Here is a 26044-nt window from a genome sequence, read left to right as displayed (position 1 = left end):
TGCCTTCACTCGCCCTAATTGCGCAATTTGAATTGCGGTACGCCGGGAAAACGACACAGGACGTCAGGAGGGGGTCAATGGCCGGTACGCTAATAAATTTAGCGTGGAATTTTGTCTTATCTTGGCCAAAAGGGGAAGAGCAAAAAACGATATCAATCTAAATCCAGCAAGATTTTTACCCTGAACTGTGTAAAAATGAGCAGGCTCACTCTTCATAGGGTGATTAAAAGGAGAAAAATTGATGAGTACCGATCTTAAGTTTTCGCTGATTACCACCATTATTGTTCTGAGTCTGATTGTCGCCAGCGGTCTGGTTGCGGCACTGCACTGATTGATGCGGGAGAGGCAGCTCTCCCTCGTTCCTTTACGCTGATTGTTACGCGCCCTGCAAAAATCTTTTGCTAAATTGTTAACTTCTCATTTTTTGTGATTGATGTCATGCTTTCGCCTTCATTGTTCTGTGTCGCCCGACGACACGGTGTCTGGAGTTGAAGTATGAGAATCAATTTTCCGCTGCTGGCCCTTGCCATCGGTGCCTTTGGTATTGGTACCACCGAATTTTCGCCGATGGGTCTGCTGCCGGTTATCGCCCGAGGGGTAGATGTTTCTATTCCCGCGGCAGGTATGCTGATCAGCGCCTATGCCATCGGGGTGATGGTGGGGGCACCGTTGATGACGCTGCTGCTGTCGCATCGGGGCCGCCGTAACGCCCTGATCTTTCTGATGGCGATTTTTACTGTCGGCAACGTGCTGTCGGCGCTCTCCCCGGACTACACCACCCTGATGCTGTCACGTATTCTGACCAGCCTGAACCATGGCGCATTCTTTGGCCTCGGATCGGTGGTGGCAGCCAGCGTGGTGCCAAAGCATAAGCAGGCCAGCGCCGTAGCCACCATGTTTATGGGGCTGACCATCGCCAATATTGGCGGCGTGCCTGCTGCAACCTGGATGGGTGAGGCGATTGGCTGGCGCATGTCCTTCCTGGCCACCGCGCTGCTGGGCGTGGTGTCGATGATGGCATTGTTCTTCTCTCTGCCTTCTGGCGGTGCGGGTGAAAAGCCGGAAGTGCGCAAAGAGCTGGCCGTCCTTCTGCGTCCGCAGGTCTTATCTGCCCTGCTGACCACCGTCCTGGGTGCCGGTGCGATGTTCACTCTTTATACTTATATTGCCCCGGTACTGCATGACCTCAATCAGGCGACGCCGGCCTTTATCACCGCCATGCTGGTGCTGGTTGGCGTCGGTTTTTCCCTCGGCAACTATCTGGGCGGCAGGCTGGCGGATAAGTCCGTAACCGGCACCCTGAAAGGCTTTTTACTGCTGCTTATCGTGATCATGGTGGCGATTCCGTGGCTGGCGCGGAATGAAGTGGGTGCAGCCGTGGCAATGGTGGTATGGGGTATGGCGACCTTTGCGGTTGTCCCCCCGCTGCAGATGCGCGTTATGCGCGTAGCCAGCGATGCGCCAGGGTTATCTTCTTCGGTGAATATCGGTGCCTTTAACCTGGGGAATGCGCTGGGGGCGGCGGCCGGTGGGGCGGTTATTTCCAGCGGGATGGGTTACAGCTTCGTTCCGGTAATGGGGGCGATCATTGCCGGTCTGGGGCTTATTCTGGTCTTGGCCTCCGGGCGAAAACAACCTGAACCGGTTTGCGCAACTGAGTAAAAAAATAACGCCGAAGGAGTTTCCTTCGGCGTTTTGTTTATGCCGCGAAGTTCTTCGCAACAAACTCCCAGTTTACCAGCGCCCAGAAGTGCTCCAGGTAATTCGGGCGCGCATTACGGTAATCGATGTAATACGCATGTTCCCAGACGTCAACGGTCATCAGCGGGGTGGCGCTGGTGGTTAATGGCGTCCCGGCATTGGAGGTGGAAACGATAGCCAGCTTGCCGTCCGCTTCTTTGACCAGCCAGGTCCAGCCTGCGCCAAAGTTCTTCACCGCCGCATCAGTAAACTTCCCTTTAAACTCCGCAAAGCTGCCGAATGCAGCAGTAATGGCTGCCGCCAGCTCGCCCGTTGGCTCGCCGCCTGCATTGGGTGCCAGGCAGTTCCAGTAGAAGGTGTGGTTCCACACCTGAGCGGCGTTGTTAAACACGCCGCCTTCGGAGGTGCGTACGATCTCTTCCAGGGTTTTCCCTTCGAATGCGGTGCCGCCGATCAGGTTGTTCAGGTTGGTGACATAGGTCTGGTGGTGTTTGCCGTAGTGATATTCCAGGGTCTCCGCCGAAATATGCGGGGCCAGGGCGTCTTTTGCATACGGTAATGCAGGTAATTCAAACGACATTGCTACTCTCCTTATTATAGTGATCCATTTAATAGCCATACTAAATGAAGGGATAGAGTAGCAAATTGAAAGGCCATGCAAAAGAGGAACTTACCCCGCCAGCGTACCGGCGGGGCAGGGAATTAACGGAGGGTGTTGGCCTTCATTACGCGACGCGCGCCGACATAATGACGCTGCCAGTAGTCTTCGCTGAGGGAAGTAATCTGGATGTCCTGGCCGGTGCGTGGCGACTGAATAAATTTGCCATTGCCGACGTAGACGCCGACATGATCCGCCGTACCCCGACCCTGGGTGCGGAAGAACACCAGGTCACCGCTCTCCAGCTCACCGCGATCGACCGGTGAGGCGTCACGCAGGTGGTACATTTCGTTAGCGGTACGTGGAATGCGGAATTTAACCAGATCTTTATAGGCGTAATAAACCAGGCCGCTGCAGTCGAAGCCGGTACGCGGCGACGAGCCACCCCAGCGATAAGGTTTACCAATCTGGCCCATCAGTTTATTCATTGCCGTTTTCTGGGCTTTTTGCACCCGAACTTTATGCGCCTCGGCAAGGGTGGTCGTTTTACTGGTTTTCACGCAGTGCGTTTTGCGCCCTTTACGGGTGGTGCATTTTTCTGTCACAACGCGAGAGGCGGTTTGCGTGGTTCGGCTGGCACTGCGTGAGGAGGTTCGGCTTTTTTTGCTGGAATTTGTTGACTGCGTTTTAGCGAGGCTTTTTTTAGTGCTGCTCTTTTTACTGGTGCTCTCTTTTTTTGTGGTTTTGCTGGTACTGCTTTTTTTCTTGGGTTCGGTTGCTTTTGCCAGATGCGTTTTATGCGCGGCAGAAGGCCGCGCCTGCTCTGAGGCGTTAGCCATCGGTGTGCAGGTGAGAGACGTAAACAGCAAGGCACAGAGCGTGATCGAGAATGTATTTATTCGCGCCACTGGGCAATCCCCTGGTAATAGCAGGTTATAAATAAACCTGCGTATGATTTACAAAACTCGTCGATTCTAATCTATAAAAAGGCCCGACGTTAATAAACTTTTTGCATCTAAAACCACGTTTCGTTAGCTAGCGCAAAAATATCACTCTTTCACCTGGGCATTTTGTGTATTAGCTGAACAAAACCGCAGGTAATCGCGCGATAAGGTCGTTTCTGAATGCAACTTTAAGGGACGCGCGGTAAAATCATATAAGTGACAAAAATGTTATTTTCCGTTGTCGGTCTGAAACGCTACAATGTCAGACGATTGCCGTAACAGAAGTTTAAGGAAGCAAAACATGAGCACTACTATTGAAAAAATTCAGCAGCAGATTGCTGAAAACCCGATCCTGCTGTACATGAAAGGTTCTCCGAAACTGCCAAGCTGTGGTTTCTCCGCTCAGGCGGTCCAGGCGCTTTCTGCCTGTGGCGAGCGTTTTGCTTACGTTGATATTCTGCAGAACCCGGATATCCGCGCTGAGCTGCCAAAATACGCTAACTGGCCGACCTTCCCGCAGCTGTGGGTTGATGGCGAACTGGTAGGCGGCTGCGATATCCTGATTGAGATGTATCAACGCGGTGAACTGCAACAGCTGATCAAAGAGACGGCTGCGAAATACAAATCTGAAGAGCCAGGCGCCGAGTGATCCACCGGGCCAGGTAAATAAAAAGCGACCAGAAGGTCGCTTTTTTTATGCGTCGTTATCGGCTTCCGGCAGCGGCCAGCCACCGAGGCGTTTCCAGCGGTTTACGATTTCACAAAACAGTTCCGTTGTGCGCTCGGTATCGTAGAGGGCAGAGTGCGCCTGGGTACCGTCAAACTCAATGCCGGCAGTGATGCAGGCTTTCGACAGCACGGTTTGCCCCAGTGCCAGCCCGCTTAACGCGGCGGTATCGAAGGTCACAAACGGATGGAACGGGTTTCGCTTCAGTGAGGCGCGCTCCGCGGCGGCCATCATAAAGCTGTGATCGAAGGTTGCGTTGTGCGCCACCATAATCGCGCGGTTACAGTTCTGTTCTTTCATGCCCTTGCGCACCATTTTGAAAATGGCATGCAGCGCCTCATATTCACTGACCGCCCCGCGCAATGGGTTATGCGGGTCAATGCCGTTAAACGCCAGCGCCTCTGGCTGCAGGTTCGCCCCTTCAAAAGGTTCAACGTGAAAATGCAGCGTGGAGTCCGGCAACAAATCGCCCTGTTCATCCATTTTCAACGTGATGGCGGCAATTTCCAGTAGCGCATCGGTTTTGGCGTTAAATCCAGCGGTTTCGACATCAATGACTACAGGATAAAAACCACGAAAACGGTCGCACAGACCGGTAAGTTGAGCGTTATCGGACATCTGGATCTCTTACAAGGGGAAAAAAGCAGTGCGCATTATGGCAAATTTTGCAGTGAGATGCAGTAAAACAAAGGGCGCATGGCGCGCCCTCAGGGATCAGTTGCCCAGACCGCGGCCCGCGTCTTTGGCTTCGATCAGTTCGATTTTATAACCGTCTGGATCTTCGACAAAAGCGATAACCGTGGTGCCGCCTTTAACCGGACCCGCTTCGCGAGTCACGTTGCCGCCGTTGCTGCGGATACGCTCGCAAGCTTCTGCCGCGTTATCCACTTCCAGCGCGATATGACCGTAGGCGGTGCCCAGCTCGTACTGCTCAACACCCCAGTTATAGGTGAGTTCAATAACAGCTTCGTCGCTCTCCGGGCCATAACCGACAAACGCCAGGGAGTATTTGTACTCCGGGTTTTCGCTGGTACGCAGCAGGGTCATGCCCAGCACGTTAGTGTAGAACTCGATGGAACGTTGCAGATCGCCAACGCGCAGCATGGTGTGAAGTAGGCGCATATTATCCTCTTAGCTTTTTATCATCTTGAACAGAAACGATGTTTTAGTATAGCGGCGAAAGGTCGCCGCTATCAATGAAGGGATTATAAAGAAGGGTAGTCGGTATAACCTTCAGCGCCGCCGCCGTAGAAGCTCTCCGGGCGCTGCGGGTTCAGCTCGGCTTTGCGCTCCAGGCGCGCGACCAGGTCCGGGTTAGCGATATAGGCGCGGCCAAAGGCCACCGCATCAATCAGCCCTTTGTTGATCAGGTCTTCTGCTTTTTCTGGCGTATAAGCGCCTGCACCAATGATCACACCCGGGAACACGTCCCGCACTTTCTGGCGGAACGCGTCGGTGTAAGGCTCACCACCGGCCCAGTCTGGCTCGGACATGTGCAGGTACGCAATGCCGCGTTTAGCCAGCTCTTTAATCAGGTACAGTGCGTCGGCTTCTTCGTTCGGGCCGTTATCGACATTCTGGAAGGAACCGATTGGCGAGACGCGGATCCCGATGCGATCGGCGCTCCACTCTTTGGATACGGCATCAATCACTTCCAGCACCAGACGAGCGCGGTTCTCTACGCTGCCGCCGTACTGATCGGTACGCTGGTTAGAGGACGGAGACAGGAACTGGTGCAACAGATAGCCGTGGGCACCGTGCAGCTCAACCATGTCGAAACCGGCTTCACGGGCATTGGCGACAGCCTGACGGAAATCGTTGACGATGCCCGGGATCTCGTCCAGCTCCAGCGCGCGCGGCGTGGTGGTGTCGACGCGAATGGCATGACCGTTTTCATCGCGCAGGGAGGTACGGGTTCCTGCGTTAAGGGCAGAGGCTGAAACCGGTGCCTGGCCGTCAGGCTGGATGCTGCTGTGAGAGATGCGGCCAGTGTGCCACAGCTGCACTGCGATGCGACCGCCTTCGGCATGCACGCCGTCGGTGATTTTCTTCCACGCTGCGATCTGCTCCGGGCTGTGCAGGCCAGGTGCGCCAGCATAGCCTTTGGCCTGGGCGGAGATCTGGGTAGCTTCCGAGATGATCAGACCCGCGCTGACGCGCTGGCGATAGTATTCGCCCATCAGCGGCGTCGGGATATCGCCCGGCTCAATGCTGCGCAGACGGGTAAGAGGCGCCATGAAGACACGGTTTGGTGCAACGATCGCGCCCACGTTAAACGGGGTGAATAATTTTTCGGCTGACATAGTGGCTCCTGAGTAGACCGGTCGTCTAGTAAATCGTGAAATAAAAACGCCTGTTATGCACCAGGCGTCGCAATGATGTTTTTAACATGGTCCAGCGCGCTCTCCAGCGGCAGCGCGCTGCGGGACATTTTGGCCTGCAGGTTAGCGCCCAGCCACAGGGAGTAGAGCACCTGCGCCTGGGTCAGCGGCTCACCGACGAAGGCCAGTGATTTTTCATCACGGCCTTTCGCCAGCGCCTGTGCCAACAGGGTGATCACACCCGTGGCCCCTTTATCCATCGCGGTGCGCATATCTTCAGAGAGATCGCACACTTCGGCAGAAAGTTTCACCGTCAGACAGCCGCTGATAATGCCCTGGGCACAAAACTGGGTCAGCGTCTGCTGGTAATAAGCCAGAACACGATCGCGGTAATTGCCGTTGCCGCTGGCAAAGTGCGTGGCCAGTCGCTGGTGATAGCCCGCATAGTGGCGCTCCAGCAGTGCCACGCCAAACGCCTCTTTGGAGCGGAAGTAGTGATAAAACGACCCCTTCGGCACGTCAGCGGTTTTCAGCAGTTCGCTCAGCCCCATTCCGGTAAACCCGCGGTGCATACAAAGTTGCTCGCCGGTGGCCAGAAGGTGTTCGCGTGTATCGTGTTCAGTATGCTTATTCATGTCATCAATGTAATAGACCAATCGGTCTAATGCAAGTCTTAGGTTCGACGGCAGTGGGTGAGCAGATCCATTTGCGGCTGATAGACCGCCGTCCGAATGTTCATCATTCCCAGCACCGTGGAGAAGAGATTATCCTGCGACACCGCCTCTTTCGCCGCCTGGTCGCGCAGACACTGCGCGTCAACGCCGAAGTTCTGTTGGTAGTCCTTTGAAAGCCAGAATATAAACGGAATATGTGTCTGCTGCTCAGGAGCCAGCATGTACGGCGTGCCGTGCAGGTACAGGCCGTTTTCCCCCAGCGATTCCCCGTGATCGGAGAGATACACCAGTGCCGTGTTGAGCGTCGATTGCCGCGCCTTCAGGGCATCAATAGTTTTACTCACCACGCTGTCGGTATAAAGAATGGTATTGTCGTAGGTATTCATCAGCGCCTGATGCGTGCAGTCCTGGATCTCATTGGTGTCGCAGGTCGGAGTAAAGTGACGGTACTGGGCCGGGTAACGCTGATAGTAGGCCGGGCCGTGGCTGCCCATCAGGTGGATCACCAGCACCGTATCCTGTTTCACACCATCCAGCATGTCATCCAGGCGCCAGAGATTCACGTCATCAATACAAGAGTTGTCCTTACAGAACTGCTGAAGCTTCCACTGGGTCATGTCGGTGTGCGGAATGCGGTTGCAGGCGCCTTTACATCCACCGTCGTTATCCCGCCACAGCAGATTAACGCCAGCGTGGCCCAGCACATCCATCAATCCTTCCTGATGGTGCGCAAGATCGGCATCGTATTTTTTCCGGGGCATCCCGGAGAACATACATGGGACGGAGACGGCGGTTTCGGTTCCGCAGGAGGAGGCCTGCGGGAAGTTAATCACATTCTGTTTTTTAAGCTCGGGGTTGGTCTCGCGATCGTAGCCGTTCAGGGAGTAATTTTCCGCCCGGGAGGCTTCCCCGACAACCAGCACCAGTACGGTCTTTTTCTGCTGCGCCAGCAGTACCGGACCTTTTCGGGCATCTTCACCGAGACGGATCAAGGTCTGATCGCCGGCGAACCAGCGCGCCTTGCTGTATTTGGCGATAGCGCTGACGTAGTTAGCCGGTGTCACCATTTTGACGATGCCTTTGTTATTGCGAAAAAGCGAGGCATAGTCCTTATAAAAGACCGCCGCTACCAGAACAATCACCACTGCGCTGGCGAGCATTGCTGCGAGGCGTATCAACAGCGTATGCCACCATTTACCCGGCCGGATGCGAATCATCGCCAGCAGGCTGGCGGGAAGCATTCCGGCGACAACCAGCCACACCACCAGTTGCGGGGTCACCAACGCTGCGGCCTCCTGAGAGTTGGTCTCAAAGACGTTGACCATCATGTTCTGGTCAATCACCGCCCCGTAGGTAAACATAAACCAGGTTGCCGCCGCGCAGCCCAGGGTCAACAGCACCAGCAGCGGTTTGCGGATGAGGGGGATATTCAGGATGCTGAATACAATCACCCAGCCGCAGAAGAGCACCAGCGGCACCGAGAGGGCGAAGAGCACGTCATGCAGCCGGGCGGGGGAGATCACCTGCCAGCTGCGATGAATAAACAGGGCGTTTAACAGCGTAAATAAGAGCGCACAACCCAACGTAAACTTTATGTCGTTACACTGTAACTTTTTTATGGTCAGCATCATCGTTAAACCAGAATGTATTGATGAGGCGATTATAAGAAGCGAAGATTAGTGAAACCTTAATGCCACAATTCTATGATTGACGCCTTGCGTAACCCCGGCTTAAGGTCTTCACTTTAGGGTATTCAAGGGTTTCGGGAGGGTCGTGTGGCTGAACAACTGGAGTTCTTTCCTGTCCAGAGCCCATGCCGGGGGATTTGCCAGTCTGACGAGCGGGGTTTCTGTCGCGGCTGTATGCGCAGCCGGGAGGAGCGTTTTAACTGGCAAAGCTTCAGTGATGCCCAGAAGCAGGAGGTCCTGCGCCTGTGCCGTCAGCGCCTTTTGCGCAAATTGCGCGCAAACAAAGCCCCCGATACCGAAGAACCGCAGCAACCCTCACTGTTTTAGCCTCGTAAATGCGTATACTCCCCCCAGACTTTTTTTAAGGAAATTGCTATGGTTCAGCGTATTACTCTCGCGCCGCAAGGCCCGGAGTTTTCCCGTTTTGTGATGGGTTACTGGCGTCTGATGGACTGGAATATGTCCGCCCAACAGCTGGTCAGCTTTATTGAAGAACATCTTGATCTGGGGGTCACCACCGTCGACCACGCCGATATTTACGGCGGCTACCAGTGTGAAGCGGCCTTCGGGGAAGCGTTGAAGCGCTCACCCGCGCTGCGTCAGCGGATGGAGATCGTCACCAAATGCGGCATTGCCACCACTGCCAAAGCAGAACATGCGCTTGGCCACTATATTACCGACCGCGACCATATCATCAGCAGTGCGGAACAGTCCCTCACCAACCTGGCGACCGACTATCTTGACCTGCTGTTGATCCATCGCCCGGATCCGCTGATGGATGCCGACGAAGTGGCTGAAGCCTTCCTCGCCCTACATCAGAGCGGCAAGGTGCGTCATTTCGGCGTGTCGAACTTTACCCCGGCGCAGTTTGCCCTGTTGCAGTCGCGTCTGCCGTTCACCCTGGCGACCAATCAGGTCGAAATTTCACCGGTTCACCAGCCACTGCTGCTGGACGGCACCCTCGATCAGCTCCAGCAGCTGCGGATCCGTCCGATGGCCTGGTCCTGCCTCGGCGGCGGACGCCTGTTTAACGACGAAGCCTTCCAGCCGCTGCGCGATGAACTCGCCCAGGTGGCGCAGGAGTTGAATGCCGAAACCATCGAGCAGGTGATATACGCCTGGATTTTACGTCTGCCATCGCAGCCGCTGCCAATTATCGGTTCCGGTAAAATCGAGCGCGTGCGTTCGGCGCTGGCGGCAGAACAGCTGGCAATGACGCGCCAGCAGTGGTTCCGCATCCGTAAAGCTGCGCTGGGCTACGACGTGCCGTAATGCCGTATTCGTCTGATTTCCCGGTGAAATCCTTGCCCCTGGTATAAACTTAAGGGGCAAAAAATAACCGAAGGAGGTCATATGAAGCGTTTTACTCTGGCAATGCTGACGCTGGTGGTTTGCGCAGGTGCGCAGGCTGCCAGTGAAGAAGTAAAGATGAACCTCGTCACCCCACAAGGGATAGGCCAGTCCATTGGGACGGTAAAAATTACCGAAACGGATAAAGGACTGGAGTTCTCCCCCGATCTCAACGCCCTTCCACCGGGCGAACACGGTTATCATGTCCACGCCAAAGGCTCCTGCGAACCGGCAATGAAAGAGGGTAAACCTTCCGCCGCTGAGGCTGCGGGCGGACACCTCGATCCACAAAATACCGGCAAACATGAAGGGCCAGAGGGCATGGGCCACCTGGGCGATCTGCCCGCGCTGGTCGTGAACAACGACGGGAAGGCCACCGATCCTGTGGTCGCGCCGCGCCTTAAAAAGCTTGAGGAAGTTAAAGGTAAAGCGCTGATGATCCACGTTGGCGGCGACAACATGTCCGATCACCCTAAACCACTCGGTGGTGGCGGGGCGCGTTACGCCTGCGGCGTTATCTGATCGCTTAAGGTGCCCGGAGCGGGCGCCTGTTCCAGCTGGGATAGCGAGCAGTGCAGACGCCAGATCAGTGCTGCCAGCTCCTGCCCGGCCGGATATGGATGATGCCCAAGCACGTCGCAGATACGCTGTAGTTCATCGAGAGCAGAGGCCAGCGGCCGCTGCTGCACCCCGCGCTCGCTCATGATATCGCGCAGTAGCGACACGGCGACATCCCGCACCCGGGCCAGCGGGTCCGCGCGGGTCTCCCAGTCCCTTAGCTGCCACACCACATGACTGCAGTTGAGCAGCACCACCCCCCAGCGTAACAGCCAGCGGCGCGACAGGGCATCCTGACTGCTGTTGAGCTGACTCACATGGTGATACACCAGCGACTCATAACCATTTTCACTCAGCTGCGGCTTGCGGCTGAGCTGATCGACAAATCCCCGCCGCAGCTCCCGGATATGACGGCGGCTTTTCCGTGCATCCGATCCCGGGCGTAGCACCGCAAAGGCCAGCCACGTCAGTCCTACGCCAAGAATTTTTGCCAGATCGTCATTAAGGAAATCGGCAAAGTCATACACCGGCGGGTTTGTCACCGAAATAAACGAGCCCATAAACACGATGAGTTGCCCCCACAGGCCGGCCAGGGCAGGCATTTGCTGCTTCAGCAGTTGCATGGTGGTCAGCAGCGGGAACAGGAACAGCAGGAACAGCCACAGGTCGGAGATCTGCACCATCAGGCCAAATTTGACCACAAAGCTAAACAGCGAAAGCAGGATCAGGGTGCGTAACAGCAGGGCCAGCGAATTGAAGGGCGAAGCCGCCACCGAGTAAAGCACACTGCTGATCGCTGCCAGCGTCAGGGCTGCCCCTCCGGCATCCCACTGAGCGGCGATGGTCCAGGCGCCCACCAGGCTGAGAGCGCAAAAGGTGCGAAAGCCGCTCCACAATGCCTCCAGATTATCCGTATGCCGTGCCAAAGCAGGGCTGCGCGGGACGGCGAACACAGTGACCGGGGTGGCGTTTTCGACAGCGGCTATCCAGCGGCTGCTGCGCAGGTACAGGCGACAAAAATAGCGCAGCCGCTGCCAGACGGCGCGATGACGGTAGTCGCCGTCAGCACCCGGATTGAGCGGCGCGATGATGCGGGCCACGGTATAGAAATTTGTGTCGGGCCGTGCGAGGGCAGCGAGCAGTTGCTCGATGATCTCCCGGGTCTGCGCTGGCGGGTTGGGCCAGTTCAACAGCATGCGGCGCAGGCTGGAGATGGCGCTCGTCATCCGCAGCTGCTGGTGGAGCAGATAATTCAGCAGGGCATTCTGACGACGAAAGCGGTAGTGGCTCCAGAAAGCCTGAATGCGCAGCAGGTTCATGGTCAGGATCTGGGCGATGACTTTCTCATGCGCCAGGCGAATGGCGTCGTTGGTGTCGGGCTGCCACAACAGGCTGGCGTGTTCCAGCAGTCGGGCGTGCATTGCTTTCAGGGCGTTGATAAGGGCAGTGCCGTCGGAGGTGCTGGGCAGGATCATCATCATCACCCCACCGCTCAGGATGCCGATAATGACCTCGCACACCCGCGCCTGGGCAATATCCCACAGCTGAGTGATGTCCAGAATATTGATCACCGGGAAGGCGATGATTGCCGCGGTATATCCGGCCAGTTGGAAGGCGTAGGCGACGTTATTGCTGAAATGGGCGCAGGCCCAGGTACAGAACCCGAGCCAGGCCGCCATGCTCAACAGAAACAGCCACGGATCGTTTAGGGTGTGACCGGCAATGATCAGCGCCGCGGTGGCCCCCAGCAGGCTGCCCGCGACACGGCCCAGACTTTTACTGATCACCCCTCCGACGGTGGGGAAGCTAACCACCGCTGCCGAGGTCATTGCCCAGTAGGGTTCGTCCAGGTTGAGGCAGTAAGCGACGGTAAGCGCCAGACACATCGCAATCCCGTTGCGCAGGGCATAGCGCCACTGCGCTGGGGTTGCCCTGAGCCACGGAAGGTTGCGCAAATTCACCGGGCGCTTCCGATAGAGACGGTGCAGGTGGTGCCGGAGACCAGGGTCAGATCCGTCGGCAACGCGTCAAAGGCGATGCGTACCGGAATGCGCTGCGCCAGCCGCACCCAGGGGATATTAGGCTTAACGTCAGGCACCAGCCCTGAATCAGTTTCTACGCTTTGATCATAGATAGCGCGACCGATACTGGACACATGCCCCTGTAATCGCGTCGAGCCGCTGTAGAGGACGATTTGCGCCGGGGCACCCTCGCGGATGTGTCGCAATTTGGTCTCTTCAAAATAGCCCACCACGTAAAACGAATGGCTATCGACCAGGGCGAAGACCGGCTGGCCAGTTGTAGCGTAATCACCAGACCGGGTGGAAAGGTTAGTGACCCAGCCATCAACCGGGGCTTTGACAACCGTCTGAGTGAGTTGCCACTGGGCCTGCTTGAGCGTGGCTTCGGCGACGGCAACGCTGGCCTGCATCGCTTTGACGTTGATGTTGGCGGTATCAAGCTCTTCGGCGGAGATATAATTCTTTGACAGATGGCGGCGGCGGTTGGCTTCGTTATTCGCCTTCGCGAGGTCGGACTGGGATTTCGCCAGCTGTGCTTCGGCATTGAGGATCGCGATGTGATAAGGCGTCTCATCAATATGAAACAGCACGTCGCCCGCGTGGACAAACTGGTTGTCTTTAATCTGCAAGTGAGTGATGGTGCCGGACACCTGCGGCGTGATGCTGACCTGCTCGGCGCGCACCTTGCCGTCACGGGTCCAGGGTGACTGCATATAATAATTCCATAACCACCAGCCTGCGATCAGGGCCAGGGCCAGAACAAGTAATGAAGAGAAATATTTTATGGTTTTCACAGTATCGTCACCATGCAATCAACAGAGCCAGACTCAGGCACACCGCCAGCACAAACAGCGAAAGATCCATTAACATCGGGTGCCAGATTTCACCGGAATAGATCCAGTCGCGCAGCATACGGTGGGTGACAAGCCAGATCAGAAAACCCAGCATTACCGCCTTAAAGAGGGGAGGAAAGTAAACCGAGGCGCCGACAATTAAATCCTGAAGCGGTAACCCCGTGGCGTTAAACGTGAAATTCACGAGCCGGTTCCTTAGCAAAAGGGGAAGTGACCATAATAGCAGTCGCATGACACCCGCGGGCGTCTCTACGCAGTGTAAAACAGACGGCCATCAACTTTTAGACCAGTATTGCATTTGTTTTGGCAATATAAATGCTGCACACTATTCTAAAATCAGTATAATAACTTAGCAAGCTAATTATAAGGAGATGAAATTGGAATCGCCACTAGGTTCTGATCTGGCAAGGTTAGTACGCATATGGCGTGCTCTGATTGACCATCGCCTGAAACCTCTGGAGTTGACACAGACGCATTGGGTCACGCTGCATAATATTCATCAGCTGCCGCCCGACCAGTCACAGATCCAACTGGCAAAAGCGATTGGCATCGAGCAGCCATCTCTGGTACGTACGCTCGATCAACTGGAAGATAAGGGTCTGATCTCGCGTCAGACTTGCGCCAGCGATCGTCGTGCCAAGCGGATTAGGCTTACCGAGAAAGCCACGCCTATCATCACTGAGATGGAAGCCGTGATCAGCAAAACGCGTGGTGAGATCCTCTCCGGGATAAGCCCCGCAGAACTCGAGCTGCTCATCTCGCTGGTCGCCCGGCTGGAAAGTAATATTCACGAGCTGCAATCCCGTGACTAACCTTTAAAAAAGCCTTGCTGATGCAAGGCTTTTTCTTTACCGAAATACCACTACCCGGTTACGCCCGGTCTCTTTCGCCTCGTACATCGCCTTATCTGCGCATTCTACGCAGGTTTCCGCGCTGGTATTGGTCGACGTGGCGGTAAATACGCCCATACTGATGGTGATGGGTTCGGGAAGTTGTCCCCCGGAACTGGCGCTGTCAACGCTGCTCAATTTTAACCTTATCCGCTCTGCAATCTGAAGGGCGGCCTCGGAAGAGGTCTGGTTTAACAGTAAAACAAACTCTTCACCGCCTATACGCGCTGCGATGTCCTGAGGCCGTACTGAATCCATCAGTAGTCGGGAGACAAACTGCAACACCTTGTCGCCCTGAAGATGCCCGTAGTTGTCGTTGATACGCTTAAAACGATCGAGATCGCTCACGATAACCGAGACCGGCTCTCGCTCATTTGCGGTGCGCAGCGATTGGTTTAACGCGTCGTAAAAATAGCTTCGATTGTAGAGGCGGGTCAGGGGATCGCGTATCGAGTTCTGGTAAGACTGTTGATACTTCAGATGCGAAGCGCGATACAGATTAAAGACGTCATACAGCAGGATGAAAATAATCAGCACAGTGGCGACCGTTTCAAATAAACGGGCACGATACCAGGTGATATCTTCTGCCTGGTCGCCTAAAAAGAGCATAGCCAGGGTCACAATATAACAGACACAAATAAAATTCCCACCGACCCAAAACATATTGCGCACGCGGGTAATAATCATCAGCGTAGCTAATGTAACAACCCAGAATACAATTAAGGCGACGCTTATCGCCTTTTTCCACAGCAGCATGTAATGCCGGGTTTCATTATCGACCAAATCTAATGATAACAAAGGCGAACAGCTGGAATATATCCAGGCTAACATTACTATTACGACGGTAAAAAGAGAGACACCGAAAAGAAGCGAGAAATGAAACCTTCGCGACAGCGGTTTATTACGAATAGCGTACAGCAGCGCTGAAGTGATAAACAGAATTGACATTAACAAATGACGAAACGTAAAGAAGATCATCGCATCATTGTAATTCACAACGTTGTACTGGTGTAGATCCAGCCAGGCCGGGTAGCTGGACAGCGTCCCCGCCATCAGCATAGCGGAGCCGGTATAGGCGAAGGCGAACGCCATCAGATATAAGCGTTTTCTGTCGCACCAGTATTTCATCACCATGAAACAGGCAATAACCAGGTGAAAGACCAGTAAAAATATGGTCAGCATGGGGAATAAAAGCGGTGAGAATGATGAAACCTTTTCTTCAAGCCCAACAAAGAGAAAGTTTGCAATCCCAATGATAATAATGCATCCAAGAAAGAACTGAACATAACTGTTTTTTATATTCCGACTCATCGCAACCATAGGCATCGTTTTAAAGTAAAAAGCAGAGAGAGAGGATTTGCGAATGGTCTCATGAGCGCAGGGGGAAATACTTTGCGCAGGGACAAGTTAAGCGGATATTAAATATATTTGTGATGAATGTATTTTGTAAATATATTCACGGTAATGTTGTGGAGTGTAAAGGGACGTGGCCGAAAGGCCACGCCCACATTGTTCTTAACGCGGAGAAACGGTAACCTGGCTGCCATTGCTTGCCAGCACGACGCGTTGGCCTGCGGCAAAACGGGTGTTGCCCTGTTTCTGCACCACCATAATGGTGTTGCCGTCGTCTTTGCGGATTTCGAGCTCGACGCCCTGGGTTTTGTTCATTGATCCCTGAACGCCCTGACCGGCCACACCACCGGCAACAGCACCTGCTGCAGTCGCCAGAGAACGGCCTGTACCGCCACCTACGGTGTTACCGAGGAAGCCACCCAGCACCGCGCCGCCAAGCGCACCGATTACGTTATTATCATCTCCACCCTGAATCTGCACAGGGCGAGTGTTCACAATGGTGCCGTAGGTGACGTTTTGTACCTGCTTCGCCTCAGACGCACTGTAAACATCCCCGGAGAGGGAGTCGTTATTAACACAGCCAGCCAGAGTGAATCCAACCAGCGAAACGGCCAGTACACGTAAAATCATTTGAATCTCCTGTTCACCAAAAAACGCTCTGTGAGCATCCGTTATGGCTAAATTATATGGCATCTGGGGCCATAGTTCCTATCTTCGCCTAAACAATAGGAGAATAGTACTTGATTCTGACTTAACCAGATATAAACGGGCGTTGACTTCACCCCATATCCGGTAAGGATAATTCCTGGAATGACTCTAACCTGAAGGTATTGTTAAAAAGTATTATCCGGTCATGGAATTGGTGCCGGGTTTATGGTGGAGTGGGCCATCAACCCAGCGAAGTAAGGAAAACGCATGAAATCGGGTCGCTATATTGGCGTAATGTCAGGAACCAGTCTGGATGGTGTGGATGTCGTTCTCGCGGCAATCGATGAGAATATGGTGGCGCAGCAGGCAAGCCTTAGCTGGCCCATTCCCCAGGAAATTAAACAAGCGATCCTGAATATCTGTCAGGGCCAACAGCTAACGCTGTCGCAGCTGGGACAACTGGATACGCAACTGGGACGTCTGTTCGGCGATGCCGTGCTGGCCTTGATGAACCAGGAGGATTTGCGCCCTCAGGATGTGGTGGCGATAGGCTGTCACGGCCAGACGGTCTGGCATGAGCCGGTCGGAGAGGCGCCTCATACCTTGCAGATTGGCGATAATAACCAGATTGTAGCCAAAACCGGGGTGACGGTGGTGGGGGATTTCCGCCGCCGGGATATGGCGCTCGGCGGGCAGGGCGCGCCGCTGGTTCCGGCCTTCCACCATGCGCTGCTTGCGCACCCGACGGAGCGCCGCATGGTACTCAACATTGGCGGTATTGCTAATCTTTCCTTATTAATCCCCGGGCAGCCGGTACGTGGATTCGACACCGGGCCGGGAAATATGCTGATGGACGCCTGGATCTGGCGCCAGGCGGGCAAACCTTACGATAAAGACGCCCAGTGGGCCTGCAGCGGCAAGGTCATCATCCCGCTGCTGCAAAGCATGCTGTGCGATCCCTATTTTGCCGCCCCGGCACCAAAAAGCACCGGCCGCGAGTATTTCAATTACGGCTGGCTGGAACGTCAGCTGGCGAATTTCCCGGGCCTTGCGCCGCAGGACGTTCAGGCCACGCTGGCAGAGCTTACTGCCGTTTCCGTATCGGAACAGGTGTTGCTGAGCGGCGGATGCGATCGTCTGCTGGTGTGCGGTGGCGGCGGCCGTAACCCGTTGCTGATGGCGCGTTTGGCCGGTCTGCTGCCGGGTACAGAAGTAACAACCACCGATCGGGCCGGGATCAGCGGCGATGATATGGAAGCCCTGGCCTTTGCCTGGCTGGCGTGGCGGACGGTGGCGGGACTGCCTGGGAACCTCCCCTCCGTGACCGGCGCGCGTGAAGCCAGCGTGTTAGGTGCTGTTTTTCCAGCCAATCCGCGGCAAAATCAGAGTTAACCGAATTTCGCTTAAAACCACGATGGGTAGAATTACACGAAAAAACGGGAGGGCGTTTTCGCCCTCCGGGACCTGGAAAGTCTTCGGAACTCACCCATGAAAAAACTGCTTCTTGCTTTAACCCCCTTCCTCCTGGCGAGCTGTAGCGTCTACAACCAGTTTGTCGAGCGCATGCAAACCGACTCCCTGGCATACCAGTGCGATGAAAAACCGCTCACCGTGAAGCTCAACAATCCTCGTCAGGAAGTCAGTTTTGTCTATGACAACAAGCTGCTGACGTTGAAGCAGGGGATGTCTGCCTCCGGCACCCGTTACAGCGACGGGGTCTATGTCTTCTGGTCGAAAGGTGACAGCGCGACGGTATATAAGCGCGATCGTATCGTGCTGAACAATTGTCAGATCGAAAATCCGAAGCGTTGAGATTTTGCAGGGGGGGGCGCACAATAGCCTCACCCATTGTCAATGTCAGCTAACGCCATGTCAGATAACGACGAATTGCAAAACATCGCGCACCTGCGCCGCGAATACACCAAAGGCGGCCTGCGTCGCCAGGATCTCCCCGCTGAGCCGCTGGTGCTGTTTGAGCACTGGCTGAAACAGGCCTGTGAAGCCCGTCTGGCGGATCCCACCGCCATGGTAGTGGCGACCGTCGACGAACAGGGGCAACCCTACCAGCGCATCGTGTTGCTGAAACATTACGACGAGAAAGGGCTGGTGTTCTACACCAACCTCGGCAGCCGCAAAGCGCACCACCTCGAAAACAACCCGCGCATCAGCCTGCTCTTCCCCTGGCATATGCTGGAGCGTCAGGTTATGGTCACCGGTACCGTTGAACGCCTCTCTACCCTGGAAGTGGTGAAGTACTTCCACAGCCGCCCGCGCGACAGCCAGATTGGCGCCTGGGTCTCTAAACAGTCGAGCCGCATCTCTGCGCGTGGCGTGCTTGAAAGCAAATTCCTCGAACTGAAACAGAAGTTCCAGCAGGGCGAAGTACCCCTGCCAAGTTTCTGGGGCGGGTTCCGCGTCAGCGTTCAGCAGATGGAGTTCTGGCAGGGCGGTGAACATCGCCTCCACGACCGGTTTTTATACCAGCGCGATAACAGCGCGTGGAAAATCGATCGTCTGGCACCTTAATCCCCGAAATTTGTTCTTTTAAGCGCTGGTACAACGGGTGTCAGCGCTTTATTCTATGTACCTTTCGCGTCTGGCGAAAAGTCGTGTACCGGCAGAGGTGCAGTCGTTTTATACATGGAGAATTTGATGGCAAGCAGTAACTTGATTAAACAATTGCAAGAGCGGGGGCTGGTAGCCCAGGTGACGGACGAGGAAGCGTTAGCAGAGCGACTGGCGCAAGGCCCGATCGCGCTCTATTGCGGCTTCGATCCTACCGCCGACAGCTTGCATTTGGGGCATCTTGTTCCATTGTTATGCCTGAAACGCTTCCAGCTGGCAGGCCATAAGCCTGTGGCGCTGGTGGGCGGCGCAACGGGTCTGATTGGCGACCCGAGCTTTAAAGCCGCTGAGCGTAAACTGAATACGGCAGACACCGTGCAGGAGTGGGTGGATAAGATCCGCAAACAGGTCGCCCCGTTCCTCGATTTCGACTGTGGTGAAAACTCAGCGATCGCCGCCAACAACTACGACTGGTTTGGCGGCATGAACGTGCTGACCTTCCTGCGTGATATCGGCAAGCACTTCTCCGTTAATCAGATGATCAACAAAGAAGCGGTGAAGCAGCGTCTGAACCGTGACGACCAGGGCATCTCGTTCACCGAGTTCTCTTATAACCTGCTGCAGGGTTATGACTTCGCCTGCCTGAATAACCTTTACGGTGTGACGCTGCAGATTGGCGGCTCCGATCAGTGGGGTAACATCACCTCCGGTATCGACCTGACCCGTCGTCTGCACCAGAACCAGGTCTTCGGTCTGACCGTTCCGCTGATCACCAAAGCCGACGGCACCAAGTTCGGTAAAACCGAAGGCGGCGCGGTATGGCTCGATCCGAAGAAAACCAGCCCGTATAAGTTCTACCAGTTCTGGATCAACACCGCAGATGCTGATGTCTATCGCTTCCTGAAGTTCTTCACCTTTATGGATCTTGCAGAGATCAACGCTCTGGAAGAAGAAGACAAGAACAGCGGTAAAGCTCCGCGCGCCCAGTACGTGCTGGCGGAGCAGGTTACGAAGCTTGTTCACGGCGAAGAGGGTCTGGCAGCCGCGAAGCGTATTACCGCCAGCCTGTTTAACGGTACCCTGAGCGATCTGAGCGAAGCTGATTTCGAACAGCTGGCGCAGGATGGCGTGCCGATGGTGGAGATGGAGAAAGGAGCAGACCTGATGCAGGCTCTGGTTGACTCCGAGCTGCAGCCGTCCCGTGGTCAGGCGCGTAAAACTATCGCCTCAAATGCCATCACAATTAACGGCGAAAAGCAGTCCAACGAGGAGTATACCTTCGTGGACAGCGATCGCCTGTTTGGCCGCTACACCTTACTGCGTCGCGGCAAAAAGAATTACTGCCTGATTTGCTGGAAGTAATCATAAAAGCACAGGGGCGTGGGAAACCACGCCCCTTTATTTTTTCAGGGTTGTGGTAAGAAAATGAAGAATATCCTCGCCATCCAGTCCCACGTCGTGTTTGGGCATGCTGGCAACAGCGCCGCTGAATTTCCGATGCGTCGTCTCGGGGCCAACGTCTGGCCGCTAAATACCGTTCAGTTTTCCAATCATACGCAATACGGCAAATGGACCGGTTGCGTGATGCCGCCTGCCCATCTGACCGAGATTGTTCAGGGCATTGCGGAGATCGACAAACTCAAAACCTGTGATGCTGTGCTGAGCGGCTATCTGGGGTCAGCCGAGCAGGGCGAGCATATTCTTGGTATTGTCCGTCAGGTGAAGGCAGCCAACCCGGCGGCGAAATACTTCTGCGATCCGGTGATGGGCCACCCTGAAAAGGGCTGCATCGTGGCGCCCGGCGTGGCCGAGTTTCATGTCCGTTATGCTTTACCCGCCAGCGATATCATCGCCCCTAATCTGATTGAACTGGAGATCCTCTGCGAACATCCGGTAAATAACGTGGAACAGGCAATTGCGGCATCACGCGAACTGATTGCCAAAGGCCCGGAGATCGTGCTGGTGAAACATCTCGCCCGCGCCGGGATAAGCCCGGACCGCTTTGAGATGCTGCTGGTGACAAAAGACGAAGCCTGGCACATTAGCCGTCCGCTGGTGGATTTTGGTAGCCGTCAACCGGTAGGCGTCGGGGATGTGACCAGCGGCCTGCTGCTGGTGAAACTGCTTCAAGGGGCGACGGTGCGTGATGCGCTTGAGCACGTCACGGCGGCAGTATATGAAATCATGATTGCCACAAAGAGTATGCAGGAATATGAACTGCAGGTGGTGGCGGCCCAGGACCGGATTGCCATGCCGGAGCACCTCTTTAGCGCGACCCAGCTTTAACCTCTATGCCCGGCGGCACTGCGTTTGCCGGGCCTTTAAAGAGTGCCGGGTGAACGATAGCGCCACCCGGCAACAAACACTACCTTACTTCAACCCTTCCGCTTCCAGCGCTGCCGCCACGGCAGGGCGCTCCGCCATACGCTGCATATAGGCGTCAATATGGCTTAACCCTTCCATATTCAGCTTCACGGCCCGCGCCCAGCGCAGAACGGTAAACAGATACGCATCGGCAATGGTAAAGCGTGGGCCGCAAATCCATTGCTCGTCTTTTAACGACTCGTTCACGTATTGCAGCTTTTTCTCCAGCAGAGCACGAACGGTCGGCTTGTACTCTTCCGGGGTATCCGGGCGGAACAGCGGGGTGAAACCTTTGTGCAGTTCAGTGGCGATGTAGTTCATCCATTCGAGGGTTTTATAGCGGGCGATGCTGCCGGTCGGGGCCAGCAGCTGGCGATCCGCGACGCCATCCGCCAGGTATTGCATGATGGCCACCCCTTCGGTCAGTAAGGTGCCGTCTTCCAGCAGCAGTGCCGGGACCTGGCCTTTAGGATTCACCGCGAAAAAATCATCGCCGTTTTCCAGACGCTTTTTCATCAGATCAACACCGTTGAGCGTGAAGTCTTTACCGCTCTCGCGCAGCGTAATATGGGAGGCAAGAGAGCAGGCGCCTGGTTTATAGAACAGTTTCATCGGTCACTCCTGTTTACGTAGGTTTACTCTATGGTAGTGCGGCACCGGCTAAAAAAAAAGCCGCTAACGCACAGTTAGCGGCTTCTGTTCAGTCGTTTCCCGATGACATTACACGGTCGCGGTTTTGCTCGCTTTTGCGGTAGTGTCGTCGTCCTGAGTCATACGATTCAGTTTCGGCGCGGTCAGCATCATCAGCACGGCGATAACTGCGGTAGCGACACCAATCTGCAGGAATACATCGCCATACACGTGCAGTGACAGCAGTGGATCGGTTACATCAGATGGCACGGCCATCAGGTTTGCAATCTTACCTGCGATAATCGCGGCACCGGCAGTGGTCAGGAACCAGCTACCCATGATGAAGCCCATCAGACGCTGTGGCACCAGCTGTGCAACCATCGCCAGACCCAGACCAGAGATCATCAGCTCACCGATAGACTGCAGGGCGTAGCTCAGGATCAGCCAGTTGACTGAGACGATACCGGCGTCGCTGGCGAATTTCGCACCCAGCGGCAGCACCAGGAAAGCACCAGAGCACAGCACCATACCAATCGCGAACTTGTGCGGCATTGGCAGGCGGTCGCCCATCTTGTTGTAGATAGCGGCCAGGATTGGGCTACCCACCATGATCCAGAACGGGTTCAGGGCCTGGAACTGCTCAGGTTCGAACGCGATGCCCAGGATAGAGTGCTCAACGTTACGGATAGCGAAGAAATTCAGCGACGTTGGCATCTGGCTGTACAGGACGAAGAAGACAATCGCTTCAACCATCAGGATGAAGGCAACAATCATCTTACGACGCGCCGCACCCTGCATAGAGAAGGCTTCTTTCGCGAAGATACAGACGATACCCAGAGCAACCACACCCAGTACCGCACGGGCGATACCCTGGTTGTGCAGCAGCCAGGTGGCAACAGCGACCAGAATCACCACGCCGACGATGGTCGCCAGCAGTTTGCCCATCTGTACCGGTGCAAAGTCAGGTTTTGAACCGTAGTCCTTCACCCAGCTGCGGCAGAACAGGAAGTTAACCACGGTGATCAGCATGCCGACGAAGCTCAGGGCAAACGCCACGCTCCAGCCGAATTTCGCTGCCAGCCACGGGGTCGCCAGCATAGAGAAGAAGGAACCGATGTTGATGGACATGTAGTACATGGTGAATGCACCGTCCAGACGTGGATCATCTTTCTTATAGCAGGTTGAAAGCAGGGAAGAAGGGTTAGCCTTGAACAGGCCGTTACCGACCGCAATGGTCGCCATACCCATGTAAACCACGCCGGCATCATGACCAGACCAGGCCACCAGGCCATAACCGATAGCCAAAACGATGGCACCCAGCAGAATAACTCGTTTGGTTCCCAGTACTTTATCGCCGAGCCAGCCGCCAATTGCGACCAGACCGTACACCAGAGCACTGAAAGAAGAGAACAGCGTGATGGAATCAGCTTCGGACATACCCAGTTGTTTAACCAGGTAAACAGCCATGATCCCTTGCAGACCGTAGTAACCAAAACGCTCCCACAGCTCAATAGAGAAAATGAGATAGAACGATTTCGGTTGTTTGAAAGCGTTAAGACTTACGCTTTCCTCAGCTGGTTTATTGTTTGCAGTAGACACATATACCTCTTTTTTTACATCCCATATTAACGGGGGTGTTCATAGCGTGATGACCGTAGTCCGTCCGCTTTATAGTTATAGTGGGAGGGGAAACGGCGGGTAATGTTCACTATCCTGACTCGTCTGGCAAGGTGTTTGCAATAATCTGTTACATATAACCCTGGCACTATAATGCGCCAGAAACCTAAATGTTATTTAGCGTTAAATTTTACCGTTGCGTATAAACTGGTTTTTTTCACTATTAATCAGCCCAAAAAATGCGCAGGTGGCGATATGTTCTGCTGTAAAAGGCAATGTGCAGTGATATGGACTAAGTTCTGAAAAATATCCGGTCATATCTTCGGGTTATCAGAGGTGATTTCTTGATGCAATAAGGCTTTGTCGGCATTTCCAATACATAAAATTAACACAGTGTGAACAGAGTGATCCCCGTCACACTTATATAGAAAATTTCGCTGACAAAAAAACAATTAACCTGTTTGATTGTTATATCGCCACACATTACGCGAGGGGCGGACTCGTGCTCAGGTTGAACAACTGCAAAAGGGGGGATCAGCAGGGAGGCACACTTTCCGTAAGGCATTGAAAAGGTGAAAAACCGTCAAATGACGGTTTCAGTGGTCTGTTTTCTCTTTATATTCGCAGAGATCTTCGATTATACAGGAGCCGCAGCGCGGTTTGCGCGCAATACAGGTATAGCGCCCGTGCAGGATCAGCCAGTGATGGCAATCGACCTTAAATTCCGCCGGAACCACTTTCAGCAGTTTCTCTTCCACCAGCTCGACATTCTTGCCGGGGGCAAAGTTGGTGCGGTTGCACACGCGAAAGATGTGAGTGTCCACGGCAATGGTTGGCCAGCCAAAGGCGGTATTCAGCACCACGTTAGCGGTTTTACGCCCGACGCCCGGCAGGGCCTCCAGCGCGGCGCGGTCTTCCGGCACCTCGCCGCCGTGCAGCTCCAGCAGCATGCGACAGGTCTTAATCACGTTCTCGGCTTTGCTGTTAAACAGGCCGATGGTCTTGATGTACGACTTAACGCCTTCTACGCCCAGCTCCAGCATCGCCTGCGGCGTGTTGGCAACAGGATAAAGCTTTGCGGTGGCTTTATTGACGCTGACGTCAGTCGCCTGCGCAGAGAGCAGGACGGCAATCAGGAGTTCAAACGGCGAGGTAAAGTTCAGCTCGGTCGTTGGGTGCGGGTTGTTATCCCGCAGGCGTTGCAGAATGGTTAAACGTTTCTCTTTGTTCATGAAGCCTTCTCAGGGATCCCTTCCTCGACGCTGCGTGCGGCAGCGCGGCGCTTACGTTTCTCATCAATCAGGTATTTTACCGCCAGCATCATGCCGAGGCCGATAAACGCGCCCGGAGGCAGCATCGCCAGCAGGAACGGGGTATCGGTGTGAAACACCTCAATGCGCAGGGATTTCGCCCAGCCGCCCAGCAGCGCATCTGCGCCGTCGAACAGGGTGCCGTTGCCGAGAATTTCACGCATCGAACCCAGCACGAACATCGCCCCCGTTGCGCCCATGCCGATGGCAAAGCCATCCAGAGCAGAAATGAGCGGGTCATTTTTCACCGCAAAAGCTTCGGCGCGGCCTACCACGATGCAGTTGGTCACGATCAGCGGGATAAAAATCCCCAGTGACTGATAGAGGCCAAAGGCGTAGGCGTTGATCAGCATCTGCACGACGCTCACCACCGAGGCGATGATCATCACGTAAATCGGAATACGAATTTCTGACGGCGTCCAGCGACGCAGGGCAGAGATCGACAGGTTGGTCAGGGTCAGTACCAGGGTGGTCGCCAGACCCAGACCCAGGGCGTTGGTGGCGGTCGAGGTGACCGCCAGCAGGGGACACATCCCGAGCAGCTGAACAAGGGCGGAGTTGTTCTTCCACAGCCCCTGGACAATAACCTCTTTAACCTGACTCATGATCACTCCTCACAGGCGGGCAGATTGTTGAGTTGCGCAGGCAGCGTCTGGGCGTATATGCCCGCACGTTTAACGGCATTCACCACCGCGCGTGGGGTGATGGTCGCCCCGGTAAATTGATCGATCTCACCGCCATCTTTCTTTACTGCAAATGCCGGATCTTCACTGCCATGAATGGTTTTGCCGGCAAAATGCAAAATCCAGTCGCTTAAGCGGGTTTCGATTTTATCCCCAAGCCCTGGCGTTTCGTGATGCTCAGTGACGCGCGTGCCCAGCACGGTGCCGGAGAAGTCGGTGCCGACCAGCAGCTGGATGGCGCCGGAATAGCCATCCGGGGCTGTGGTTTCCATCACTGCGCCAACCGGGGCATCCCCTTTACGGGCAATAAAGATGCGGTGAGTGCCTTTGCCTAAGGGGGCTGCCTCGACAAGATAACAACTTTTTTGCAGGTTGTTATCGTAAAGCTCTGCCGGGATCACCTGATCGAACAGCGCCTTTTGCTGACGCGCCGCCTGTTCGTCGATGGTGGGTTTGGTTAGCCCGTTGACGAGAGCCGTCAGGCCGGTCAGCACAGCGGCAAACAGCGCCAGCGTCACGCCGTGTTTTTGCATTGTTTTTAACATGGC

29 protein-coding genes are annotated in these 26044 nt (G+C 55.0%); 12 read left to right on the top strand and 17 right to left on the bottom strand.

From position 1 onward, the window contains the following. Positions 1-241: 241 nt before the first annotated feature. Both ACF8PE_RS01405 and ACF8PE_RS01400 read left to right on the top strand, forming a co-directional pair. Positions 242-331 carry a YnhF family membrane protein gene (locus tag ACF8PE_RS01405; protein WP_032617805.1) on the top strand — a complete coding sequence of 30 codons (90 nt, stop codon included), beginning with the start codon at positions 242-244 and terminating at the stop codon, positions 329-331. A gap of 164 nt (positions 332-495) precedes the next feature. After that, entirely contained in the window at positions 496-1662 is a 1167-nt protein-coding gene (locus tag ACF8PE_RS01400) for an MFS transporter (protein WP_130588950.1), read from the top strand. Positions 1663-1699: 37 nt separating this feature from the next. Here ACF8PE_RS01400 and sodB read toward each other — a convergent pair whose 3' ends face one another. Then, positions 1700-2281 carry a superoxide dismutase [Fe] gene (sodB, locus tag ACF8PE_RS01395; RefSeq protein ID WP_191152834.1) on the bottom strand — a complete coding sequence of 194 codons (582 nt, stop codon included), beginning with the start codon at positions 2279-2281 and terminating at the stop codon, positions 1700-1702. A 122-nt stretch (positions 2282-2403) separates the two neighbouring features. Continuing rightward, entirely contained in the window at positions 2404-3207 is an 804-nt protein-coding gene (locus ACF8PE_RS01390; protein WP_032617809.1) for a C40 family peptidase, read from the bottom strand. A gap of 337 nt (positions 3208-3544) precedes the next feature. Here ACF8PE_RS01390 and grxD point away from each other — a divergent pair, with 337 nt between their 5' ends. Next, positions 3545-3892: a monothiol glutaredoxin 4 gene (gene grxD, locus ACF8PE_RS01385; protein ID WP_032617810.1), complete on the top strand. Its 348-nt coding sequence runs from the start codon at positions 3545-3547 to the stop codon at positions 3890-3892. Positions 3893-3937: 45 nt separating this feature from the next. On the opposite strand, the gene rnt is transcribed toward grxD, so the two are convergent. The 5 genes from rnt to eptA all read right to left on the bottom strand — a co-directional run bounded on the left by rnt (position 3938) and on the right by eptA (position 8593). Next, positions 3938-4588, bottom strand: coding sequence for a ribonuclease T (gene rnt / locus ACF8PE_RS01380; protein WP_032617811.1), 651 nt, complete (start codon positions 4586-4588; stop codon positions 3938-3940). Between the two features lie 96 nt (positions 4589-4684). Further along, complete coding sequence (gene gloA, locus ACF8PE_RS01375) at positions 4685-5092, bottom strand: lactoylglutathione lyase (RefSeq protein WP_032617812.1); 408 nt, start codon at positions 5090-5092, stop codon at positions 4685-4687. Between the two features lie 83 nt (positions 5093-5175). Then, a complete protein-coding gene (locus ACF8PE_RS01370) occupies positions 5176-6273 on the bottom strand; it encodes an alkene reductase (RefSeq protein WP_191152833.1) in 1098 nt (365 codons plus the stop codon). A gap of 53 nt (positions 6274-6326) precedes the next feature. Further along, positions 6327-6926 carry a TetR/AcrR family transcriptional regulator gene (locus ACF8PE_RS01365; protein ID WP_059308115.1) on the bottom strand — a complete coding sequence of 200 codons (600 nt, stop codon included), beginning with the start codon at positions 6924-6926 and terminating at the stop codon, positions 6327-6329. Between the two features lie 38 nt (positions 6927-6964). Beyond that, on the bottom strand, positions 6965-8593 hold the full coding sequence (gene eptA, locus ACF8PE_RS01360) for a phosphoethanolamine transferase EptA (protein ID WP_392494496.1): 1629 nt from the start codon (positions 8591-8593) through the stop codon (positions 6965-6967). Between the two features lie 147 nt (positions 8594-8740). On the opposite strand from eptA, the gene ACF8PE_RS01355 reads away from it, so the two are divergent. The 3 genes from ACF8PE_RS01355 (at position 8741) to sodC (ending at position 10525) form a co-directional block, all read left to right on the top strand. Beyond that, positions 8741-8980 (top strand): DUF1289 domain-containing protein, encoded by a 240-nt coding sequence (locus ACF8PE_RS01355; protein WP_032617815.1) that lies wholly within the window; start codon positions 8741-8743, stop codon positions 8978-8980. A gap of 48 nt (positions 8981-9028) precedes the next feature. Beyond that, complete coding sequence (locus tag ACF8PE_RS01350; protein ID WP_392494334.1) at positions 9029-9925, top strand: aldo/keto reductase family oxidoreductase; 897 nt, start codon at positions 9029-9031, stop codon at positions 9923-9925. Between the two features lie 81 nt (positions 9926-10006). Continuing rightward, positions 10007-10525: a superoxide dismutase [Cu-Zn] SodC gene (gene sodC, locus ACF8PE_RS01345; protein WP_148569055.1), complete on the top strand. Its 519-nt coding sequence runs from the start codon at positions 10007-10009 to the stop codon at positions 10523-10525. On the opposite strand, the gene ACF8PE_RS01340 is transcribed toward sodC, so the two are convergent. From ACF8PE_RS01340 to ACF8PE_RS01330, 3 genes are read right to left on the bottom strand one after another with little or no spacing between them, the layout of a single operon-like run. After that, the gene (locus tag ACF8PE_RS01340; RefSeq protein WP_392494332.1) at positions 10504-12522 is read right to left on the bottom strand and encodes an FUSC family protein; all 2019 of its coding nucleotides are present in this window, start codon (positions 12520-12522) and stop codon (positions 10504-10506) included. The two genes, sodC and ACF8PE_RS01340, sit on opposite strands and share 22 nt — an antisense overlap. Continuing rightward, positions 12519-13376, bottom strand: coding sequence for an HlyD family secretion protein (locus tag ACF8PE_RS01335; RefSeq protein ID WP_032617848.1), 858 nt, complete (start codon positions 13374-13376; stop codon positions 12519-12521). The genes ACF8PE_RS01340 and ACF8PE_RS01335 overlap by 4 nt, the downstream gene beginning before the upstream one ends. A 7-nt stretch (positions 13377-13383) precedes the next feature. Beyond that, positions 13384-13620 carry a DUF1656 domain-containing protein gene (locus ACF8PE_RS01330; protein WP_032617833.1) on the bottom strand — a complete coding sequence of 79 codons (237 nt, stop codon included), beginning with the start codon at positions 13618-13620 and terminating at the stop codon, positions 13384-13386. Between the two features lie 187 nt (positions 13621-13807). On the opposite strand from ACF8PE_RS01330, the gene slyA reads away from it, so the two are divergent. Continuing rightward, a complete protein-coding gene (slyA, locus tag ACF8PE_RS01325) occupies positions 13808-14248 on the top strand; it encodes a transcriptional regulator SlyA (protein ID WP_032617834.1) in 441 nt (146 codons plus the stop codon). Positions 14249-14284: 36 nt separating this feature from the next. On the opposite strand, the gene ACF8PE_RS01320 is transcribed toward slyA, so the two are convergent. Together ACF8PE_RS01320 and slyB are read right to left on the bottom strand one after the other, a co-directional pair. Beyond that, positions 14285-15646, bottom strand: coding sequence for a GGDEF domain-containing protein (locus ACF8PE_RS01320; protein WP_032617835.1), 1362 nt, complete (start codon positions 15644-15646; stop codon positions 14285-14287). 195 nt (positions 15647-15841) lie between these two features. After that, on the bottom strand, positions 15842-16309 hold the full coding sequence (gene slyB / locus ACF8PE_RS01315) for an outer membrane lipoprotein SlyB (protein ID WP_032617836.1): 468 nt from the start codon (positions 16307-16309) through the stop codon (positions 15842-15844). A gap of 285 nt (positions 16310-16594) precedes the next feature. Here slyB and anmK point away from each other — a divergent pair, with 285 nt between their 5' ends. The 5 genes from anmK (at position 16595) to pdxY (ending at position 21178) form a co-directional block, all read left to right on the top strand. Then, positions 16595-17719 (top strand): anhydro-N-acetylmuramic acid kinase, encoded by a 1125-nt coding sequence (gene anmK, locus ACF8PE_RS01310; protein ID WP_032617837.1) that lies wholly within the window; start codon positions 16595-16597, stop codon positions 17717-17719. A 96-nt stretch (positions 17720-17815) separates the two neighbouring features. After that, positions 17816-18139: a C-type lysozyme inhibitor gene (mliC, locus tag ACF8PE_RS01305; protein ID WP_032617838.1), complete on the top strand. Its 324-nt coding sequence runs from the start codon at positions 17816-17818 to the stop codon at positions 18137-18139. Between the two features lie 57 nt (positions 18140-18196). After that, complete coding sequence (gene pdxH, locus ACF8PE_RS01300) at positions 18197-18853, top strand: pyridoxamine 5'-phosphate oxidase (RefSeq protein WP_032617849.1); 657 nt, start codon at positions 18197-18199, stop codon at positions 18851-18853. A 126-nt stretch (positions 18854-18979) separates the two neighbouring features. After that, positions 18980-20254, top strand: a complete 1275-nt coding sequence (tyrS, locus tag ACF8PE_RS01295; RefSeq protein WP_077226662.1) for a tyrosine--tRNA ligase — start codon at positions 18980-18982, stop codon at positions 20252-20254. Between the two features lie 63 nt (positions 20255-20317). Beyond that, positions 20318-21178, top strand: coding sequence for a pyridoxal kinase PdxY (pdxY, locus tag ACF8PE_RS01290; protein ID WP_032617841.1), 861 nt, complete (start codon positions 20318-20320; stop codon positions 21176-21178). 84 nt (positions 21179-21262) lie between these two features. Here the strand turns inward: pdxY and gstA are convergent, their stop codons facing one another. The 5 genes from gstA to rsxG form a co-directional block, all read right to left on the bottom strand. Further along, positions 21263-21868 (bottom strand): glutathione transferase GstA, encoded by a 606-nt coding sequence (gstA, locus tag ACF8PE_RS01285; RefSeq protein WP_191152831.1) that lies wholly within the window; start codon positions 21866-21868, stop codon positions 21263-21265. Between the two features lie 108 nt (positions 21869-21976). Next, positions 21977-23485, bottom strand: a complete 1509-nt coding sequence (dtpA, locus tag ACF8PE_RS01280; RefSeq protein WP_032617843.1) for a dipeptide/tripeptide permease DtpA — start codon at positions 23483-23485, stop codon at positions 21977-21979. Between the two features lie 614 nt (positions 23486-24099). Then, positions 24100-24735 carry an endonuclease III gene (nth, locus tag ACF8PE_RS01275; protein WP_103793193.1) on the bottom strand — a complete coding sequence of 212 codons (636 nt, stop codon included), beginning with the start codon at positions 24733-24735 and terminating at the stop codon, positions 24100-24102. Beyond that, positions 24732-25418, bottom strand: coding sequence for an electron transport complex subunit E (locus ACF8PE_RS01270; protein WP_032617845.1), 687 nt, complete (start codon positions 25416-25418; stop codon positions 24732-24734). The genes nth and ACF8PE_RS01270 overlap by 4 nt, the downstream gene beginning before the upstream one ends. A gap of 2 nt (positions 25419-25420) precedes the next feature. Continuing rightward, entirely contained in the window at positions 25421-26041 is a 621-nt protein-coding gene (gene rsxG / locus ACF8PE_RS01265) for an electron transport complex subunit RsxG (RefSeq protein WP_392494326.1), read from the bottom strand. Positions 26042-26044: the final 3 nt, after the last annotated feature.

Origin of the sequence: Leclercia sp. GLN_9, from assembly GCF_043105735.1 — a bacterium.
Taxonomy (GTDB): Bacteria; Pseudomonadota; Gammaproteobacteria; order Enterobacterales; family Enterobacteriaceae; genus Enterobacter; species Enterobacter adecarboxylatus.
Note: the sequence above shows the minus strand (reverse complement) of the source record. Positions and strands in the feature narration are given on the sequence as shown.